Genomic DNA, 18,767 nt, shown 5'->3' with positions numbered 1-18,767 from the left:
GGACCGCATTGGATGAAAAGAGTCTTTAAGAAAGCCTTGTTAGGGGCATTAACAGTGGGAATTCTGGCTGGTTGTGCTGGCGAGGAAGACACCATTGTCATGGCTCCATTGCCTCAGGTAGATAGTCAGTTTACGCCAAGTGCGGAATGGTCAACGTCGATTGGTGATGGCGTAGGTCATTATTTCTCGAAGCTGTCTCCTGTTGTTGCTAACGACACATTGTTTGTTGCAAGTCGTGATGGTCTAGTCAAAGCATTAGATCCAGAAAACGGTAAGCTCAAATGGCAAACTGATCTAGAAGAAGATGTGATTGCACGCCTTTCTGGTGGTATCACAGCTGCGTATGAACACCTTTACATTGGTTCTGAAAATGGTGAAGTGATTGCACTTGACCAAGAAACCGGTGACATCATCTGGCGTATCGAAGTAGGTGGTGAGGTGTTAGCGAAACCCGTCGCTGACTCTGGTTTGATCATTGTAAATACTAGCCGAGGCACTTTGATTGCTTTGGATGAAAGTACTGGTGAGCAACGCTGGGCGCTGAGCACAGAAGTTCCAAACCTAACGCTGCGTGGCGATAGCACGCCAACGGCTATTGGTGGTGGTGTATTCTGGGGGACAGCAAACGGTCGACTAGCTGCGGCAATTGTTGAACGTGGTCAATTGATCTGGCAACAACCAGTAGGCACTCCAAAAGGTGCAACGGAAATCGATCGTCTTGTAGACGTTGATTCTTCACCGATTGTACTGGGCGGCACTCTTTTCACTGTTGGTTACAACGGTCAACTTATTGCAATCGACTTACGTTCTGCAAATCCAATTTGGAAGCGTAACTACTCGTCAGCAACTGATATTGCTACAGACGGTAGCCGTATCTTCGTGATCACAGAAAAAGATCACGTAGTTGCAGTAGATGCACGCAGCGGTACAGAGCTTTGGGAAAACAGCAAGTTGGAATACCGCCAGCTTACTGCTCCAGTGATTGTTGATAACTATCTAGTGGTAGGCGACACATTAGGTTACCTACACTGGATGGATCGTTCGACTGGCGAATTCGTTGCACAACAATATGTCGATGACAGTGGTTTTGCTGTTGGTCCGACACTATTGTCTGATGGTTACGTGATTACAACTCGCAATGGCGATGTAAAGAAACTAACCATCAACGAATAATATCGTGATATAATTCACATTCGGCTCCTGGCTGGTAACAGTTAGGAGCCGTTTTGTTGTTTGAAATTTTTATTTATTAACCGTTATTCCTGACGTGGTTATAGGTAAAAAGCTGGTTTGATTTGGCATCAAGCAAGTCGTTACCTATAACTACAGAAGAAAGATTATTGTAGAGGTTGTTATGGTACCTGTTGTTGCTCTTGTGGGGCGTCCGAACGTAGGTAAATCTACACTATTTAACCGATTGACACGTACGCGTGATGCGTTGGTTGCGGACTTCCCTGGCCTAACGCGAGACCGTAAATATGGCCAAGCTCGCCTTGGCGAAGAACATGAATTCATCGTTATTGATACCGGCGGTATTGATGGCACGGAAGAAGGTGTAGAAACAAAGATGGCGGAACAATCGTTAGCAGCGATTGATGAAGCAGACGTAGTGCTATTCCTTGTTGACGGTCGTGCTGGATTAACACCATCTGATGAAGCGATTGCCGCGCATCTGCGTAAAATCGAAAAACCAGCAATGCTGGTAGTAAACAAGATCGATGGTATTGATGCTGATGCTGCTTGTGCCGATTTCTGGCAACTTGGTGTTGATGACATGTACCAAATCGCTGCGGCACACGGTCGTGGTGTGACAGCATTGTTGGAACGAGCGTTAGCGCCATTTTTCGATGATCTTCTAGCAAGCGAATCTGAAGAAGGTGAGATTGAAGATCTGACTGAATTCGAAGATGAAGAGCTAGCGATTGAAGATTACACCGAAGAAGATGCTGAAGCGGAGTTTAAACGTTTGCAAGATCAGCCAATCAAATTGGCAATCATTGGTCGTCCTAACGTTGGTAAATCAACACTAACAAACCGTATTCTTGGTGAAGAGCGCGTCGTGGTATACGACATGCCAGGCACCACTCGTGACTCTATCTATATCCCAATGGAACGTGATGGTCGTGAATACGTGTTGATCGATACTGCAGGCGTACGTCGTCGTGGTCGTATCAACGAAACAGTAGAGAAGTTCTCTGTTGTTAAAACACTGAAAGCCGTAGAAGACGCAAACGTGGTTCTATTGGTTATCGACGCGCGCGAAAACATTTCTGATCAAGACTTGAGTCTACTTGGCTTTGCATTGAACGCAGGTCGTTCAATCGTACTAGCCGTGAACAAGTGGGATGGTCTAGATAACGAAGTGAAAGAGAACGTGAAGAAAGAACTCGACCGCCGTTTAGGTTTCGTTGATTTTGCACGTATTCACTTTATCTCTGCGCTTCACGGTACAGGCGTTGGTCACTTGTTCGAATCGATTCAAGAAGCGTACAAGTCAGCAACGACACGTGTTGGTACTTCTGTTCTAACTCGTATCATGAAGATGGCAACAGACGATCACCAACCGCCAATGGTTCGTGGTCGCCGTATCAAACTGAAATATGCGCACGCGGGTGGTTACAACCCACCAATCGTGGTTATTCACGGTAATATGGTTCGCGATCTACCAGATTCGTACAAGCGTTACTTGATGAACTACTTCCGCAAGTCTCTGGAAATCATGGGTACACCAATCCGTATTAACTTCCAGAACAGCGATAACCCGTACGAGAACCGTACAAACAAGCTAACGCTGTCTCAAGAACGTAAGCGCAAGCGTATGATGTCTGCGGTGAAAAACCGCAACAAGTAATCGCTAAGATTTTCTGAATACCCAAGTTTCGACTTGGGTATTTTTTTATAAGCAGATTTTTGCTCGAACCAATGCATTAGAAGTATGACTAACATGACGATCACAGCTACCAAAACTCGCTTCTGTCATCAAACTTGGCAACTGGAAGCACCAGTACAACTTTCTCACTCAACTGAAGAAGTCACTTACGTTGTTACTGAGGAGACCCCTTTTCATCCTGTCAGCCACATTTGGCCAGATCATCCCGCTGACAAAGGCACACTAACTATTAAGGGCATGAGCTTTGAAGTGGTCGATTGCCAAGTTGGTGCGGTAGAACTTGCGAGTGGAAAGTTGTTCGTCGGTACTGAAATTCCGGTAAAACGTGATACGGAAGGGTGGGTGTTTGTTGTGGTACATGTGTTGCCGCGTACAGAAGCTATTGCCGTTGGTGATGCTGCATTACTAGAAGTAGATAAGGAATACCAACTGTCACTGAGTCGTGGTCATAGTGCTGGGCACATCGCATACCTTGCACTCAACAAGGTACTTGCACAAAACTATTGGCGTAAAGATGCAGATCGTAAAGACCCACATGGTAATTATGACTTCAACAGCTATGCCCAAGAGACCAGCGTTGTTACCCCAGATAAATGTCTGGATACCTATCGTTTAGGTAAAACACTCCGTAAAAGGGGGTTAAACAGTGCAGATATGCTGTCTGACCTAAAAAGCATCGAACAACAGGTGAATGTTCTGTTGAGAGATTGGCTAAAAAGGGACGTTGCGATCACCATCGATTGCCATGGTGAACACCTTACCGATTCACGTTACTGGCAGTGTGATTTAGGCGAAGGTGAAATCGCTGTCATCCCTTGTGGGGGAACGCATGCGAGCCATTTGAATGACTTTGGTTCCATCCAAGTAACACTGGTGGAGATAGACTCACAAACCATCGAAATGCACACCGATGTAATTCGCTAATTTAGCTTTTCGATCTTTTTATTATATTCTGTTTGTGTGTTTATTTGTTCGGAAGTATGGTTTTAAGTTCTGTTTTAAATTGAGATGCAGAATATGTAACTTATGCTTTCGGTGTGTGGTTATATAAATATTCTTTTAAGGGGTGATCGCTGATCAAAAGGGTAATATCCGATGATCAGCATGCGATCTTTTATAGTGCCGCGTTCGCATAATGTGAGTTAGTTACCTGTGTCATATTAATAGATTTATTATATTTCAGGTTAATAAACATAATAACGATATGATTACGCCATTATGGATAAAGATAGACTGTTAGATGCTCACCGAGCAGTCAATCGTCTTTTAGGTAAGCTTGCTCTGGGAATGGAACGCGATAGCCTCAACAATGAGGTTATTAAGTTAAGTGAACACCTATTCGGTAAGAGGCAAGCTTCCATACTTCGATTGCACCCCGATACCAATACATTGCACTTGGAATTTGCTCCGCATTTACCTGATTTCTACAACCAAGCTATTGAAGGAGTCCCCATTGGACCAAAGGTCGGGTCTTGTGGTGCTGCTGCATTCTTAAAACAAACTGTGGTTGTTAGCGATATCGATCATCATGTTAACTGGGCACCTTTTCTTAAACTCACTCAACAAGCCCAACTTCATGCGTGCTGGTCAGTGCCGATTATTGCATCGGATGGTCATGTTCTGGGTACATTTGCTATTTACAGTAACGTCCCTTCCAAACCTCACCCTTATGAACTTGAAGTGCTCGAAATGCTAGCTGCCTTGTATGCCGTTGCGCTAGAGAAATACCGTTTAGAAGAACAGCTTCATTTTCATGCCAGTCGAGATCCTCTCACGCACTGCTTTAACCGTCGTGCTTTGTTGTCAGAAGTTGACCGGAAAATAAACGGTAAATGTGGTCGTAATGCCTTAGTCGCCTGTTTCTTCGTTGATATTGATGAGTTTAAGTATATTAATGACCGATTTGGTCATGAGACTGGTGATCAAGTTTTAGTACTAGTAGCTGAACATTTAAAACAAGCTTTTCGCTCTTGCTCGGTGATCGGACGTTACGGTGGTGATGAATTTGTCGGTTTTTGTTGTTTCCCAGATGAGCAGACCTACTTTCACTTTGTTTCTCGTTTAGCGGATGAGCTTAATCAGATTTACCAATTAGAAGAATATCAAGTCAAAGCCAGCATTGGCGCTTCTTGTAGTACAGCTAGTGAGCGTGCAGTGTTGCAGCAGCTTATTCAACAAGCTGATGTTGCTATGTATCAGAACAAGCGTGCTAAGCGAGCGTGATAAAGATCAAGGCGTTAAGCTGGCTTATGATTAGACTGTAAGTCAGTGAATTGAAGTTATTTAGAGGAAGTTATGCAACCAAATATTTGCCCAACTTGCGACGTAGAACTGGAATGGACTGGGCAATATCACTGTAATCAGTGCGACTCAGATTATAAGAAGGTAGGGTTTTGCCCAGATTGCGATGCGGAGTTAGAAAAACTACAGGCTTGTGGTGCGGCAAACTATTTCTGCAATAGTTGTAATGAACTCAAATCGAAATCACGTGTTCGATTTGAGTTTCAAAAAGTCAGTTAATTAACCGTTGAGCGAAGCTCACCATCAGATAAGCGGGTGACTAAAACGTCGCCCGTTTTTACATCCTTTGCTTGGGTAACAACCTGACCTTGCTCAGTTTGAGTAATTGAGTAGCCACGTTTTAGTGTTGCCAGTGGGCTTACCGTATCTAGCTTCTCTGCCGCGATTGCCAGTTGGTGACGCATGGTCAGTAACTTGCGATCCATTGCGTCCATTAGCTTTTGCTCAACGCGGTCAAGCTTTGATTTTTGCTCTGCCAAGCGTTTTACAGGTGAATTCAGTTGTAGACGATGATGTTTACGCTCAACCGCTTGTTGGCGTGTCGTGATAAATCGTTGCATTGCGCGTTGTAGGCGCATGTCCAACTCATCAAGTTGTTGCGTCTGACGCTGCAATTGATAGCTTGGGTGCTGGCGCTCTAAACGGTGCATCAGTTGAGCCGATTGCTGTTTTTGTTGCGCTAGGTAGTAACGCATTGCACTGGCTAGCTTATGTTGGCTAGTCACCAAAGCTTGATCTTTGTGGCTGTTATCGCGGCTTACCAATTCAGCCGCGGCTGATGGAGTCGGCGCTCGCATGTCCGCTACAAAGTCAGCAATTGTCACATCAACCTCATGACCAACTGCACTGATGATCGGAATTTGGCTTGCTGCAATAGTGCGAGCAAGGATTTCGTTGTTAAAGCACCAAAGGTCTTCTAACGAACCGCCACCACGACCAACAATCAATACATCACATTCGTCACGACTGTTTGCACGGCCGATTGCCTGCGCAATTTGAATCGCGGCTTCTTCACCTTGCACCATGGTTGGGTAAACCACCACGGGTAGGGAAGGATCACGACGTTTCAATACGTCTAAGATGTCGTACAGTGCTGCACCGGTTTTTGAGGTGATCACACCAACGCGTTTTGGGTGCTCAGGTAAAGGCTGCTTATTGGTTTGAGCAAACAAACCTTCTGCTGCCAATTTCATCTTAAGTGCTTCGAACTCTTGTTGCAGACGACCATCACCTTCAGGCTGCATGCTCTCAATGATCAATTGATAGTCACCACGAGGCTCGTACAGAGACAGACGTGCTTTAACTAATACTTGATTGCCGTTAGCAGGTTTGAAAGTGACGCGACGATTGTTACCACGGAACATGGCACATTTAACTTGAGCGCGAGAATCTTTAAGAGTGAGGTACCAGTGACCAGAGACGGGAGCTGAAAAGTTGGATATCTCTCCGACAAGCCAGACGATCCCCATTTCGTTTTCGAGCAGCAGACGCACTTCGGCATTGAGACGAGAAACAGTGAAGATGTTTTGATTGGTCTGGGAGAGCACAGCTAATTCCGTAGACGTGAGTATGGAAATTAGCGGCAATATAATACATATCAAGGGGGTAATTGCAAGAAAAAAATTAAAAAATTTGTGGTCAAGCGATTGCGTTAACCGTATAATCCCTCCGCAATATCTAATCCAAATGTAGCCAACAACCTAAAACTGGTTACCCTCATTATGCGAAACGATGAGATTGGATTGTCTTTTTACTCCTCTAATTGTGAGATATTGCAAATGCTAAGAATTGCCAAAGAAGCGCTGACATTCGATGACGTACTACTCGTGCCAGCTCACTCCACCGTTCTCCCAAACACAGCTGATCTTCGCACTCAGTTGACTAAGAACATCACCCTAAACATCCCAATGATTTCAGCGTCTATGGACACTGTTACAGAAGCTCGTCTAGCTATCGCGCTAGCGCAAGAGGGTGGCATTGGCTTTATCCACAAAAACATGTCTATTGAGCAGCAAGCTGCTGAAGTTCGTAAAGTTAAGAAGTTTGAAGCTGGTGTTGTTTCTGATCCAGTAACTGTTAGCCCTGAAGCGACTATCGCTGACGTGGTTGCACTGACTGAAAAACACGGCTTCGCTGGTTTCCCTGTAATCACAGAGAACAACGAGCTTGTAGGCATTATCACTGGTCGTGATGTGCGCTTTGTTACTGACCTTTCTAAGAAAGTGTCTTCAGTAATGACAGCAAAAGAAAACCTTGCAGCAGTAAAAGAAGGTGCAACACGTGAAGAAGTGCAAGAGAAGATGCACGAAGCACGCGTTGAGAAAGTATTGGTTGTGAACGATGAGTTCCAACTAACCGGTATGATCACTGCGAAAGACTTCCACAAAGCAGAACGTAAACCAAACGCATGTAAAGATGAGCGCGGTCGTCTACGTGTTGGCGCAGCCGTTGGTGCTGGCGCTGGTAACGAAGAGCGTGTTGCTGCTCTAGTTGAAGCGGGCGTTGACGTTCTACTTATCGACTCTTCACACGGTCACTCTGAAGGTGTACTAAACCGTATCCGCGAAACTCGCGCAGCTTACCCAGATCTAGACATCATCGGCGGTAACGTTGCGACAGGTGCTGGTGCTAAAGCACTTATCGGAGCGGGCGTTAGCGCTGTGAAAGTGGGTATCGGTCCTGGTTCAATCTGTACTACTCGTATCGTAACGGGCGTTGGTGTTCCTCAAGTAACAGCAATCGCAGACGCAGCAGAAGTGGCTAACTCATTCGGTATCCCAGTTATCGCTGACGGCGGTATCCGTTTCTCTGGTGACATCTGTAAAGCAATCGTAGCTGGCGCATCATGTGTGATGGTTGGTTCAATGTTCGCAGGTACAGAAGAAGCACCGGGTGAAGTGATTCTTTACAACGGTCGTTCTTACAAGTCTTACCGTGGTATGGGCTCTCTTGGTGCGATGTCTCAAGGTTCATCTGACCGTTACTTCCAGTCTGATAATGCAGCAGACAAGCTAGTACCAGAAGGTATCGAAGGTCGTATCGCATACAAAGGTCGTCTAAAAGAAATCGTACACCAACAAATGGGCGGTCTACGTTCAAGCATGGGTCTTACTGGCTCTGCAACGATTGAAGATATGCGTACTAAAGCTGAATTTGTTCGTATCTCAGGTGCGGGCATGGCTGAATCACACGTACACGACGTTCAAATCACTAAGGAAGCTCCAAACTACCGTCGCGGTTAATTTTTACTGTTGTAAAAATAAAACCTATACACTCGACGTAAACGTTTGCTTTTTTCCTTGAAGCATTAATAAGAGGCGAGTACACTCGCCTCCGTTTTAATAACCTAGCTTATAAGACTGCTCAAAATGACTAAAAATATTCATGACCAACGTATTCTGATCTTGGACTTCGGTTCTCAGTACACTCAGCTAGTAGCGCGCCGTGTACGTGAAATCGGTGTTTACTGTGAACTGTGGAGCTGGGACGTTGAAGAAGCGGATATTCGTGAATTCAATCCAGACGGTATTATCCTCTCTGGTGGTCCAGAAAGCGTAACGGAAGATAACTCTCCACGCGCTCCTCAATATGTATTTGACTCTGGTGTGCCAGTATTAGGTGTATGTTACGGCATGCAAACTATGGCTGAGCAGCTAGGTGGTAAAGTAGCGGGTTCTACAGAACGTGAATTTGGCTACGCACAAGTTAAAGTTTCTGGTGAATCTGCACTATTTAAAGATCTTGAGCTAACTCAAGACGTGTGGATGAGCCACGGTGACAAAGTAGTAGAAATTCCTGCTGACTTCGTGAAAGTTGGTGAGACAGACACATGTCCGTACGCTGCGATGGCGAACGAAGAGAAGAAGTACTACGGTGTTCAGTTCCACCCAGAAGTAACGCACACGAAAGGCGGTCTACAAATGCTAGAGAACTTTGTTCTTGGCGTATGTGGCTGTGAGCGTCTATGGACTTCTGAATCTATCATCGAAGACGCGGTTGCTCGTATTAAAGAGCAAGTGGGTGACGACGAAGTTATCCTAGGTCTATCTGGTGGTGTTGATTCATCGGTAGTAGCGATGCTAGTTCACCGTGCAATCGGCGACAAGCTAACGTGTGTATTCGTAGATAACGGTCTTCTTCGTCTAAACGAAGGTCAACAAGTAATGGATATGTTCGGCGACCAATTTGGTTTGAACATCATCAAAGTTGACGCTGAAGAACGTTTCCTAAAAGCACTTGAAGGCAAATCGGATCCAGAAGAGAAGCGTAAGACAATCGGTCACGTATTCGTAGACGTATTTGATGAAGAGTCTAAGAAGCTGAAAAACGCGAAATGGCTAGCTCAAGGTACGATTTACCCAGACGTTATCGAATCTGCTGCATCTAAGACTGGTAAAGCGCACGTGATCAAATCACATCACAACGTGGGCGGTCTTCCAGATGACATGGAAATGGGTCTTGTTGAGCCACTACGTGAGCTGTTTAAAGATGAAGTTCGTAAGATCGGTCTAGAGCTTGGTCTTCCGTACAACATGCTTTACCGCCACCCATTCCCGGGTCCTGGTCTAGGTGTTCGTGTTCTTGGTGAAATCAAGAAAGAGTACTGTGACTTGCTACGTCGTGCAGACGCTATCTTCATTGAAGAGCTACACGCTGCAGACCTATACAACAAAGTATCTCAAGCGTTCACGGTATTCTTACCAGTTCGCTCTGTAGGTGTAATGGGTGATGGTCGTAAGTACGATTGGGTTGTATCTCTACGTGCGGTAGAAACTATCGACTTTATGACTGCACATTGGGCACACCTACCATACGACTTCCTAGGTAAGGTTTCTAACCGTATCATCAACGAAGTTGACGGTATTTCTCGCGTGGTTTACGACATTTCTGGTAAGCCACCAGCGACAATCGAATGGGAATAATTTCCTGTTAGATATACCAAATTAAAAACCAGCCTTCGGGCTGGTTTTTTTATGCCTGAAAAGTGTGAACGCAGGTCTCAACTTTTTTATTAGAAAATATATACATGCGAGATTGTTGAATTTATATTCATTTTTAGTGTTTAAATATTAAAGTTGGTATTGCTATGGAACAGGCAGAAGTTACCTCCCTCATCCCCATCATTATTACGTTAGTCCTCGCGCTAACTACAAGAAACGTTGTTGTCGGTCTTTTTGCTGGCGTTGTTAGCGGTGTGGCTATGTTAGAAGGCACATTCGTTGACAAAGGTCCGCTCGATTCGTTTAGCGCACTGATGAAAAGTTACCTGTTGCCGCAACTGACTGACAGTTACAACGCAGGTGTCATCCTTCTTTTGGTTTTCATTGGTGGTTTTGTTGCCTTGATGGAGAAATCTGGCGGTGGCGTGGCGTTCGCTAAAAAGGTCACTCAGTGGGTTGCAAGCAAATGCCAAGCACAGCTTTCTGCTTGGTTTGGCGGCGTTGTTATTTTCTTTTCAGACCTTGGTACACCGTTAATTGTTGGTCCTGTCTTTCGTCCTCTTTTTGATAAACTGAAAGTCTCTCGCCAGAAGCTAGCCTTTATCATCGATTCAACTTCATCCCCAGTGGCGATCCTCATCCCTTTCATCGGTTGGGGCGTTTACATTATGAGCCTGATTCAAAAAGAGTTTGCTGCACTGGATGTGGGTATCAGTGATTGGGATGCCTTTATTGGTGCGATTCCTTACCAGTTTTATGCCTTTTTAGCGATCGCGATTGTGCCGATTGTTTCTTTCTTCAAACTGGATTTTGGACCAATGGCGAAAGCTGAGCAGCTTGCAGAGCAGGGTTCTGATTTTGGAAAAGTGCAAGATTCATTGAATGTGTTTGAGCATAAAAATGCAAAAACAAGTTTTGTTTGGGCACCGCTTCTCGTCATGCTTGTGGTGCTTTGTTCAATATTGGTTCCTCATGGCTTTCCATTTCAGAAAGTAGCAGGCTCAACTTTCCGTGCAGCACTGTCGTCGGCGTATTTCTTTGCTGCAATTACTTTGATTAGTTTGATGGCGTTTTATGGCGTGAGAAAACTCTCTGATGGCATTCAGGTTTACCTAAAAGGGATGTCAAACATGATGTCCGTTGCGGTGATTTTGGTTCTTGCTTGGTCATTGAGTTCGGTTGGCAAGGAGCTTGGCGCAGCGGCGTACATTGCAGAACAAGCGCAGGCTGGTTTCCCTTATTGGTTATTGCCAGCGGTGGCATTTTTGTTAGCTGGTATTATTTCGTTCGCAACAGGATCGTCGTGGGGGACATTCGCTATTATGATGCCGTTGGTTATCCCAACTGCAGTTGCGATTGATGCACCATTGTTGGTGTGTATTGGTGCGGTGCTATCTGGCGGTCTATTTGGTGATCACTGTTCGCCAATTTCTGAAACCACCATCTTGTCTTCGACTGGTGCTGGTTGCGAACAGTACGAACACTTTAGAACTCAATTACCTTATGCGGTGCTTAATGGTGCCATTGCCCTAGCAAGTTTTTTTGTCGCTGGGGTAATGGCTTCGCCTGTGATTGTACTGGTGGCGGTTGTGGTTCAGTTTGCCGTCTATTTATTGCTTTCTAAACAGAAGTCTTCGCAGGCTTTAGAGTCGATAACAGCCAACCAATAACCAAGAATAAAAACGGGGGAAGGTTCTCCCGTTTTGTTTTGAGTCAAGGTAACAGTTTTTGTGATACCCGCTGTGTAACAGTATTTATTTATAAACTTTGCGTCGCAGAATGAATGGGCTTTACTCGGCGTTTTTTCTACATGATCCACTATGTGTCTAGTTATTCCTTGTATATTGTATTGATAAATACGGAGATTAGACATGTTTGCACTCAAACATCTGCCTCTTGCATTAAGCTGTGTGCTCGCGGCACAAGCTCATGCCAGTATGAATATCCAACCTGATCCTCAAAACCCGAATGGCTACGTGATTGCTCGTGGTGACATTCAAGCGGTTGAGCAAAGCAAAACATCTGACCCAATGTATGCCATCTGGGCACAGGCGTTAGAGACTCGTCCGAATAGCGTTGTAGAAGCTATCGTACCGGGCGCAGCAGGTAACCCAGAAAACGTTAAACGTGTTGAACGTGTATTCCCCGAAAGTGAGTGGGACTTCCTAACGCAAATGGCTGCGCCTGAATACACTTATACTCGTTTCTTACGTGCGATAGGTAAGTTCCCTGCATTCTGTGGTGAGTACACCGATGGTCGAGACTCTGACGCAATCTGTAAGAAATCCATCGTGACAGCATTTGCGCATTTTGCTCAAGAAACTGGTGGTCACATTGCGGTTGATAACGTATCAGACAACCCACTTGCATTAGAAGAGTGGCAGCAGGCACTCGTGCATGTACGCGAAATGGGATGGTCTGAAGGTCAAGAGGGTTACACCACAGGCTGTGGTCAGAACGATTGGCAAAATAAGCGCTGGCCATGCGAACCTGGTCAAGGGTATTTTGGGCGTGGTGCCAAACAGCTTTCTTACCACTTTAACTATGGCGCATTCTCTGAAGTAATGTTTGATGGCGATGCATCGGTGCTGCTGAAGAATCCGGGTTTAGTCGCTGACTCTTGGTTGAACTTGGCTTCTGCAATTTGGTTCTTCTTAACCCCTCAAGCGCCAAAACCAGCGATGTTACACGTAATTGATCGTACATGGGTGCCATCGCAACGTGAGATCGATGCGGGCATTGGTTACGGTTTTGGTACCACTATTAACGTCATCAATGGCGGTATTGAATGTGGCGAGCAAAACAAAGACAAAGGTCAGCCTGTTAACCGTATTCGTTACTGGGAAGGTTTAGCAGCGCATTATCAAATTCCTATCGAAGCTGATGAAACCAATACTTGTTGGCAACAAACGCCGTACGGTAGCTTAAACCTTAACGGTGCGACTGATGTGCTTTACACCAACTGGGATGGTAACTGGAAGTACTACTCAGATCGCCCTGGGGGTCATTCATTTGAGTGTGAATTGGTTGGCTTCCAAACCGCATATTCGGCTCTGGTAGCAGGAGATTACGAGAAATGTGTTACCAACTTCTACCAATCTCACGCGGGTTGGCCTGAAGTACGCATTGTCGACAAACTAGACCCAGTCGATCCGGTTGACCCACCTGTAGGTGGTGTTGCTGCATGGGATGCTGGCAAGGTTTATAACACAGGCGACCAAGTCTCTTACAAGGGGGCGGTATATGAAGCTAAGTGGTGGTCACAAGGCAATGAGCCGACCAAAGGTGACCCTTGGAAGCTCGTTTCGGGCACGCCAACCGAGCCACCAACGACTGAACCTCCTGTGACAGAGCCACCAGTAACTGAGCCACCAGTAACCGAACCACCAGTGACGGAGCCTCCTGTTTCAGGGGACTTTATCGCATGGGAACCAGGTGTCACTCAAGTAGCCAATGGTGACAAAGTGACTTATCAAGGTAAGTGTTTTATTGCGAAAAACGGTCCGGGTGTATGGGAAACGCCAACCCAGAGTAACTGGTTCTGGGATGAGATCTCTTGCCAGTGATTGAACAATAAATAGTCTAAGTATCTATAAAGACTCTGCTTTTTAGTAGGGTCTTTTTTTATTCATTTGATTGCCTATTTGTGCAATCTAAGTTTCCAATAACGTCTTTTCTCTTTTGTTTTTTAGTCCATTAAAATTCGCGCGCAATTTTTATCAACATTTTTGAAAACAGGTACGCTTACATGTCTACTAAACTGGCTAACCCAGCGCCGCTAGGCCTAATGGGTTTCGGTATGACCACGATTCTGCTTAACATCCACAACGCAGGATTCTTCCCAATTGACTCAATGATCCTAGCAATGGGTATCTTCTACGGTGGTCTTAGCCAAGTTCTTGTTGGCATGATGTGCTTCAAACGTGGTGATACTTTCGGTACGACTGCATTTACGTCTTACGGTCTGTTCTGGCTAACACTGGTTGGTCTAATCGTAATGCCTTACATGGGTCTTCCTGCAAGCCCTGCACACTTTATGGGTTGGTACCTACTGCTATGGGGCATCTTCACTGGCTTCATGTTTATTGGTTCTCTATGCTACCCAGTAGCGAAGCAAGTCGTATTTGGCTCTCTTACTATCCTGTTCTTCCTATTAGCTGCACGTGACTTTACTGGTAGTGAGCTGATCGGCACTATCGCAGGCTTTGAAGGTATCTTCTGTGGTGCAAGCGCAATCTACTTCGCAATGGCTCAAGTACTAAACAACGAGTACGGTCGCACGGTTCTTCCAATCGGTGAAAAGCAAAAGCCTCAAGTTGCAACGCAAGAAATCGCAGCATAATCGCTTCGAATTGAATGCAAAAGAAAAGGGTTAGCCACTGGCTAACCCTTTTTTAATGTCCTTTTCGGACCACTGCTTTTTCTTATATACCCGCCAACCTGTTGGGGGAGGAGGTTAATGAGGCATTAGGTAGATGGTTGTTCTACTGTTTCTGCCGTGTCGCTATCCGCTGTAGGCGCTTTGCCTGTTTTACGTTTGTACTTTTCTTCCCAGTAGTCAGCACCTTTGATACCAAGCGCAACAGGGTTGAATGTGTACTCTGTAACCCCACGTTTTTGCTGCTCTTCATAATCAGCTAGAGCTTTTAGTGCTGGCTTAGACATGAAGAAGATGATCAGAATGCCGACAATATTTAGCCATGCCATTAGACCTACGCCTACGTCACCCATTGCCCACGCAAGGTTAGCTGTTTTAACCGTACCGTAGAATACCGCTGAGATCAGAATGACCTTCAAGATAAACATCAGACCGTTTACTTTTACTGTGCGACGGATGTAAGCGATGTTGGTTTCTGCGATGTAGTAGTACGCCAAAATCGTTGTAAAGGCGAAGAAAAACAGAGCAATCGCGATGAATGGTTTACCCACACCCGGAAGGGCACTTTCAATCGCCATTTGCGTAAATACAGGACCATTTGCACCGATATCTGCTGGAAGGTTCTGTACTAAGAACGCACCTTCGACTGCACCGTGTACGTTGTACGCACCCGTGATAAGAATCATAAATGCGGTTGCTGAACACACTAGCAGTGTATCGATGTAGATAGAGAATGATTGAACCAGACCTTGCTGTGCTGGGTGATCAACACTTGCTGCTGCTGCAGCGTGAGGACCAGTACCTTGACCTGCTTCGTTAGAGTAAACACCACGTTTTACACCCCAACCAATCGCAGCACCAATACCCGCCATCGGTGTGAATGCATCACCAATGATCATGCCAACAATACGTGGAATTTCACCGATGTTAAGTAGGATGATAACGAATGCTGTGATGATGTACGCCAGAGCCATGAACGGAACTACGATTTGAGTGAAGTTCGCGATTCGTTTCACACCACCAAAGATAATGAAAGCAAGAATGACACAGACAACCGTACCAGTGAAAATTTTAGCGAAACTGAAGGTACCAATAGCGGTTTCAATCATGTCACCTGAGCCAAATGCTGCTTCTACTGCGTTACCAATACTGTTCGATTGAACGCCAGGAAGTAGAACACCACATGCAAAGATGGTTGCGATAGCGAAGATCCAAGCGTACCACTTTTGACCCATTGCTTTTTCGATGTAATAAGCTGGACCACCGCGGAATTCGCCTTCGTCTTCTTCTTTATAAATCTGTGCGAGTGTTGATTCTGCGTATGCGGTTGCTGCGCCAAAGAAGGCGACAACCCACATCCAGAAAACAGCACCTGGACCACCGAAACCGATAGCGGCTGCAACACCTGCAATGTTACCTGTACCTACACGGCCAGATAGTGAAACGGCCAAAGCCTGAAATGATGAAATCCCCTTGGTTGAACTCTTACCAGAAAGTAGCAAGCGCCACATTTCAAAGAAGTGACGAATCTGCACAAAGCGCGTCATGATCGAGTAGAACAAACCAGCGCCAAGGCACAAATAAATCAGTACCGGACTCCAGATAATTCCATTCAGAAAATCAACTAATGACTGCATGAGTATTTTCCCTGTTTGTTATGGTTGTGGTTGTTTTTCGTACAACACATTACCCTTTTTTGTAATGTAATTGTTAACCTTTTTGACTAAAAATCCTTTGTAGCGTGATGATGAACACAGAATGGTTAAATATTGTTAAAAATTGGTTCTTGTTATGTTTGTGTGTGGTTTTTATTGGAAATGACAATGAATTGATTGAATATGCAGCACATTGTCATGAAAATGTGCTGCGAGATATGGAAGTCATATCTTCTGAATGCTATTCAACATGTGGAATAATGTTCTATTTGAAATGGTTTACAGGTGTTTAGGCGTAACGGCTTAGGCTCAATTCTGAGTGATTTGTTACTTTGCTTTCTGCACCGATCATAATGTCGGCAAGGAGTTGTCCTGACCCACAAGCCATGGTCCAACCTAGCGTTCCATGTCCGGTATTCGTGAATAAATTGTCGTAAGGGGTCGCACCAATGATGGGTGTACCATCGGGCGTCATGGGGCGAAATCCTGTCCAAAATTCGGCTTGAGTGAAATCGGCACTTTGCGGAAATAAATCTCGAATCACCATTTCAATCGTATTCTTGCGCTTTTGCGGTAATGAAGGATCAAAGCCCGCAAGTTCAGCGGTCCCTGCGACCCGGATGCGATCGTCAAAGCGTGTCATTGCCACTTTATAGGTCTCATCCATGACGGTAGATCGCGGTGCAAATTGTTCACATTCAATCGGAACCGTCAGTGAATACCCTTTGACGGGATAGATCGGAATATCAATCTCAAGCTGCTTGAGTAACGCCGTTGAGTAACTGCCCGAAGCAAGTACAAACTGGTCTGCTTTAAATAAACCACGATCCGTTTGGACACCCATGACCTTTTTGCCTACGGTAACCCAATTGCTTACCTCTGTATTGAATTCAAACCTGACACCATAAGCTTTCGCCAGCTTAGTTAACTGCTGACAAAACTGGAAACAATCTCCGGTTTCATCATCGGGTAGGTACAACCCACCGACCAGTTTTTCTTTTACTAACGCTAACCCAGGCTCTTGTTTGATGCAGTGCTCGACGTTCATTAGCTGAAAACGTGTACCGCTTTGTTCTAACAACTTAAGGTCTTTTTCTATGGCGTCTAACTGCTGTTGAGATCGAAATACTTGTAACGTCCCGAGTTGGCGACCTTGGTATTCAATCGCATGATCACGTCTTAGCTGCTCTAAACAAGTGCGGCTGTGATTGGCGATGGATAGCATTCGTGCTTTGTTGATCTGATAGCGAGATAAGGTGCAATTAGACACCATTTTCGTAGCCCAGCGGATAAGCTCTGGGCTGAGAGACGGTTTTATTTTGAGTGGGGCATGCTCTTCGGTTAGCCATTTCACGGCTTTGAGTGGAATGCCAGGGGCTGCCCATGGTGAAGAGTAGCCGTAAGAGATTTGTCCTGCATTGGCGAAGCTGGTTTCCATCGCACTGCTTGGTTGGCGATCGATCACGGTGACCTGATAACCTGCTTGAGCTAGATACCAAGCTGAGGTCAAACCGATAACACCACTACCTAATACGATGACTTCCATTGATGTGCTCCACACATTTTCGATGTTGCGCAGTTTGTCTTCTTTACCTTTTGTTAACAATCGATATAAATTACATCCAGCGTTTAGAAAAACTATAGGCTCAGGATGAAAAGTAGTGTCGTAAGTGGATTGTGGTTATTTAACCAAGTAGCGGAACACAACAGTTTTACCAGTGCAGCAAAGGCATTGCACTTGACGACAGGCGCAATTAGCCAGCAAATTATCCAGTTGGAAGAGCAACTAGGCTTTACTTTGTTTGAACGCCATTCGCGAGGAATTAGGCTGACACCTAAAGGTTTGCAGTTATCTCAGACTTCGCAATTTCACTTCTCTGAACTTAGGAAAGCACTTGAAGAGCTACAGATTGAAAAGCCCCACAATGAAATTCGCCTCAAACTGACACCTTCTTTTGCATTTAAATGGCTGGTTCCTAGGCTTGAAAGCTTCCACCTAAATAACCCCGACCTGCAAGTACAGATTTTTGCAGAGGGAGCGCTTGTGAATAGTGAGCTGAAGGATTACGACGTTGCAATTGACTATGGTCCGCACCCGTATCGAGACAAAAACGCGAAGCGGATTCTTGATGAGCAACTTCTTCCAGTGATGAGTGTCAAATACCTTGAGGATCATGGGTGGCTAAAAACACCTAAAACGACACCAGAGCAATGGCGAGATGCGACGTTATTGCACGATGCTATGCCATGGGATAAAGCGCCGCGTGACTATGAGTGGCTCTATTGGGCATCAAGTATGGGGCTGGATTTTAAAACGGATTCTGGGCATTTCTTTAATCGAACGGATATGGCGATGTCCGCGGCTGAAGCCGGCGTTGGTATTGCGATGGCACGTATGGCGCTGGTGGAGGATGAACTTAAAAATGGTCGTTTGGTCTCACCATTTGAACCCGTTGATGCCAACGCAGGATACTACTTAATCATTAACACGAGAAGTGAGCCTACCGAACGATTTAAAAAGTGGCTTTTACAACAAGTCCGGTTGTAACTACCGAGAGTTATGTTTGGTTCATGTGTTTAAGAAGCCACAATGAGTGAACACA

The 18,767-nt window shown here is 45.3% G+C and carries 14 protein-coding genes; 11 read left to right on the top strand and 3 right to left on the bottom strand.

Translation table 11 applies throughout. The annotated features are described in order from the left end of the window. Nucleotides 1–12 precede the first annotated feature (12 nt). From bamB to NL647_RS23465, 5 genes are all read left to right on the top strand, one after another. A complete protein-coding gene (gene bamB, locus NL647_RS23485) occupies nucleotides 13–1,173 on the top strand; it encodes an outer membrane protein assembly factor BamB (RefSeq protein WP_005447701.1) in 1,161 nt (386 codons plus the stop codon). 181 nt (nucleotides 1,174–1,354) lie between these two features. After that, nucleotides 1,355–2,851, top strand: coding sequence for a ribosome biogenesis GTPase Der (gene der, locus NL647_RS23480; RefSeq protein WP_009697676.1), 1,497 nt, complete (start codon nucleotides 1,355–1,357; stop codon nucleotides 2,849–2,851). Between the two features lie 93 nt (nucleotides 2,852–2,944). Then, nucleotides 2,945–3,814 (top strand): alanyl-tRNA editing protein, encoded by an 870-nt coding sequence (locus NL647_RS23475; protein ID WP_253650725.1) that lies wholly within the window; start codon nucleotides 2,945–2,947, stop codon nucleotides 3,812–3,814. Nucleotides 3,815–4,108: 294 nt separating this feature from the next. Next, nucleotides 4,109–5,113, top strand: coding sequence for a sensor domain-containing diguanylate cyclase (locus tag NL647_RS23470; RefSeq protein WP_005447698.1), 1,005 nt, complete (start codon nucleotides 4,109–4,111; stop codon nucleotides 5,111–5,113). Nucleotides 5,114–5,185: 72 nt separating this feature from the next. Continuing rightward, nucleotides 5,186–5,410 (top strand): zinc ribbon domain-containing protein, encoded by a 225-nt coding sequence (locus NL647_RS23465; protein WP_005447696.1) that lies wholly within the window; start codon nucleotides 5,186–5,188, stop codon nucleotides 5,408–5,410. Here NL647_RS23465 and xseA read toward each other — a convergent pair. After that, nucleotides 5,407–6,738, bottom strand: a complete 1,332-nt coding sequence (xseA, locus tag NL647_RS23460; RefSeq protein WP_253650724.1) for an exodeoxyribonuclease VII large subunit — start codon at nucleotides 6,736–6,738, stop codon at nucleotides 5,407–5,409. The genes NL647_RS23465 and xseA overlap by 4 nt on opposite strands. Nucleotides 6,739–6,969: 231 nt before the next feature. Between xseA and guaB the strand changes: the two genes are divergently transcribed. The 5 genes from guaB (at nucleotide 6,970) to NL647_RS23435 (ending at nucleotide 14,473) form a co-directional block, all read left to right on the top strand. Beyond that, nucleotides 6,970–8,433 carry an IMP dehydrogenase gene (gene guaB / locus NL647_RS23455; protein ID WP_253650723.1) on the top strand — a complete coding sequence of 488 codons (1,464 nt, stop codon included), beginning with the start codon at nucleotides 6,970–6,972 and terminating at the stop codon, nucleotides 8,431–8,433. Between the two features lie 126 nt (nucleotides 8,434–8,559). Then, the gene (gene guaA / locus NL647_RS23450) at nucleotides 8,560–10,113 is read left to right on the top strand and encodes a glutamine-hydrolyzing GMP synthase (protein ID WP_005447693.1); all 1,554 of its coding nucleotides are present in this window, start codon (nucleotides 8,560–8,562) and stop codon (nucleotides 10,111–10,113) included. 164 nt (nucleotides 10,114–10,277) lie between these two features. After that, nucleotides 10,278–11,801, top strand: coding sequence for a Na+/H+ antiporter NhaC family protein (locus tag NL647_RS23445; RefSeq protein WP_050902178.1), 1,524 nt, complete (start codon nucleotides 10,278–10,280; stop codon nucleotides 11,799–11,801). A gap of 201 nt (nucleotides 11,802–12,002) precedes the next feature. Further along, nucleotides 12,003–13,697 (top strand): chitinase, encoded by a 1,695-nt coding sequence (locus NL647_RS23440; RefSeq protein ID WP_038898482.1) that lies wholly within the window; start codon nucleotides 12,003–12,005, stop codon nucleotides 13,695–13,697. Nucleotides 13,698–13,879: 182 nt separating this feature from the next. Next, on the top strand, nucleotides 13,880–14,473 hold the full coding sequence (locus tag NL647_RS23435; RefSeq protein WP_005447690.1) for a GPR1/FUN34/YaaH family transporter: 594 nt from the start codon (nucleotides 13,880–13,882) through the stop codon (nucleotides 14,471–14,473). Nucleotides 14,474–14,598: 125 nt separating this feature from the next. Here NL647_RS23435 and NL647_RS23430 read toward each other — a convergent pair whose 3' ends face one another. Continuing rightward, on the bottom strand, nucleotides 14,599–16,146 hold the full coding sequence (locus tag NL647_RS23430) for a sodium:alanine symporter family protein (RefSeq protein WP_005447683.1): 1,548 nt from the start codon (nucleotides 16,144–16,146) through the stop codon (nucleotides 14,599–14,601). 307 nt (nucleotides 16,147–16,453) lie between these two features. After that, the gene (locus NL647_RS23425) at nucleotides 16,454–17,710 is read right to left on the bottom strand and encodes a D-amino acid dehydrogenase (RefSeq protein ID WP_009700550.1); all 1,257 of its coding nucleotides are present in this window, start codon (nucleotides 17,708–17,710) and stop codon (nucleotides 16,454–16,456) included. A 105-nt stretch (nucleotides 17,711–17,815) separates the two neighbouring features. Here NL647_RS23425 and NL647_RS23420 point away from each other — a divergent pair, with 105 nt between their 5' ends. Continuing rightward, nucleotides 17,816–18,712, top strand: coding sequence for a LysR substrate-binding domain-containing protein (locus NL647_RS23420; protein ID WP_049535710.1), 897 nt, complete (start codon nucleotides 17,816–17,818; stop codon nucleotides 18,710–18,712). Nucleotides 18,713–18,767 lie beyond the last annotated feature (55 nt).

Source organism: Vibrio sp. Y29_XK_CS5, from assembly GCF_024181835.1.
GTDB classification, from domain to species: Bacteria; Pseudomonadota; Gammaproteobacteria; order Enterobacterales; family Vibrionaceae; genus Vibrio; species Vibrio harveyi.
The sequence above is the reverse complement of the archived record's forward strand: the minus strand, read 5'-3'. Positions and strand labels throughout refer to the sequence as shown.

Bases quoted from the DNA above. Each gene is read 5' to 3' on its own strand.
- NL647_RS23470 (WP_005447698.1), top strand. From the start codon at position 4,109: ATGGATAAAGATAGACTGTTAGATGCTCACCGAGCAGTCAATCGTCTT.
- bamB (WP_005447701.1), top strand. From the start codon at position 13: ATGAAAAGAGTCTTTAAGAAAGCCTTGTTAGGGGCATTAACAGTGGGA.
- NL647_RS23435 (WP_005447690.1), top strand. From the start codon at position 13,880: ATGTCTACTAAACTGGCTAACCCAGCGCCGCTAGGCCTAATGGGTTTC.
- NL647_RS23440 (WP_038898482.1), top strand. From the start codon at position 12,003: ATGTTTGCACTCAAACATCTGCCTCTTGCATTAAGCTGTGTGCTCGCG.
- NL647_RS23475 (WP_253650725.1), top strand. From the start codon at position 2,945: ATGACGATCACAGCTACCAAAACTCGCTTCTGTCATCAAACTTGGCAA.
- NL647_RS23465 (WP_005447696.1), top strand. From the start codon at position 5,186: ATGCAACCAAATATTTGCCCAACTTGCGACGTAGAACTGGAATGGACT.
- NL647_RS23425 (WP_009700550.1), bottom strand. From the start codon at position 17,710: ATGGAAGTCATCGTATTAGGTAGTGGTGTTATCGGTTTGACCTCAGCT.
- NL647_RS23430 (WP_005447683.1), bottom strand. From the start codon at position 16,146: ATGCAGTCATTAGTTGATTTTCTGAATGGAATTATCTGGAGTCCGGTA.
- der (WP_009697676.1), top strand. From the start codon at position 1,355: ATGGTACCTGTTGTTGCTCTTGTGGGGCGTCCGAACGTAGGTAAATCT.
- guaB (WP_253650723.1), top strand. From the start codon at position 6,970: ATGCTAAGAATTGCCAAAGAAGCGCTGACATTCGATGACGTACTACTC.
- NL647_RS23420 (WP_049535710.1), top strand. From the start codon at position 17,816: ATGAAAAGTAGTGTCGTAAGTGGATTGTGGTTATTTAACCAAGTAGCG.
- NL647_RS23445 (WP_050902178.1), top strand. From the start codon at position 10,278: ATGGAACAGGCAGAAGTTACCTCCCTCATCCCCATCATTATTACGTTA.
- guaA (WP_005447693.1), top strand. From the start codon at position 8,560: ATGACTAAAAATATTCATGACCAACGTATTCTGATCTTGGACTTCGGT.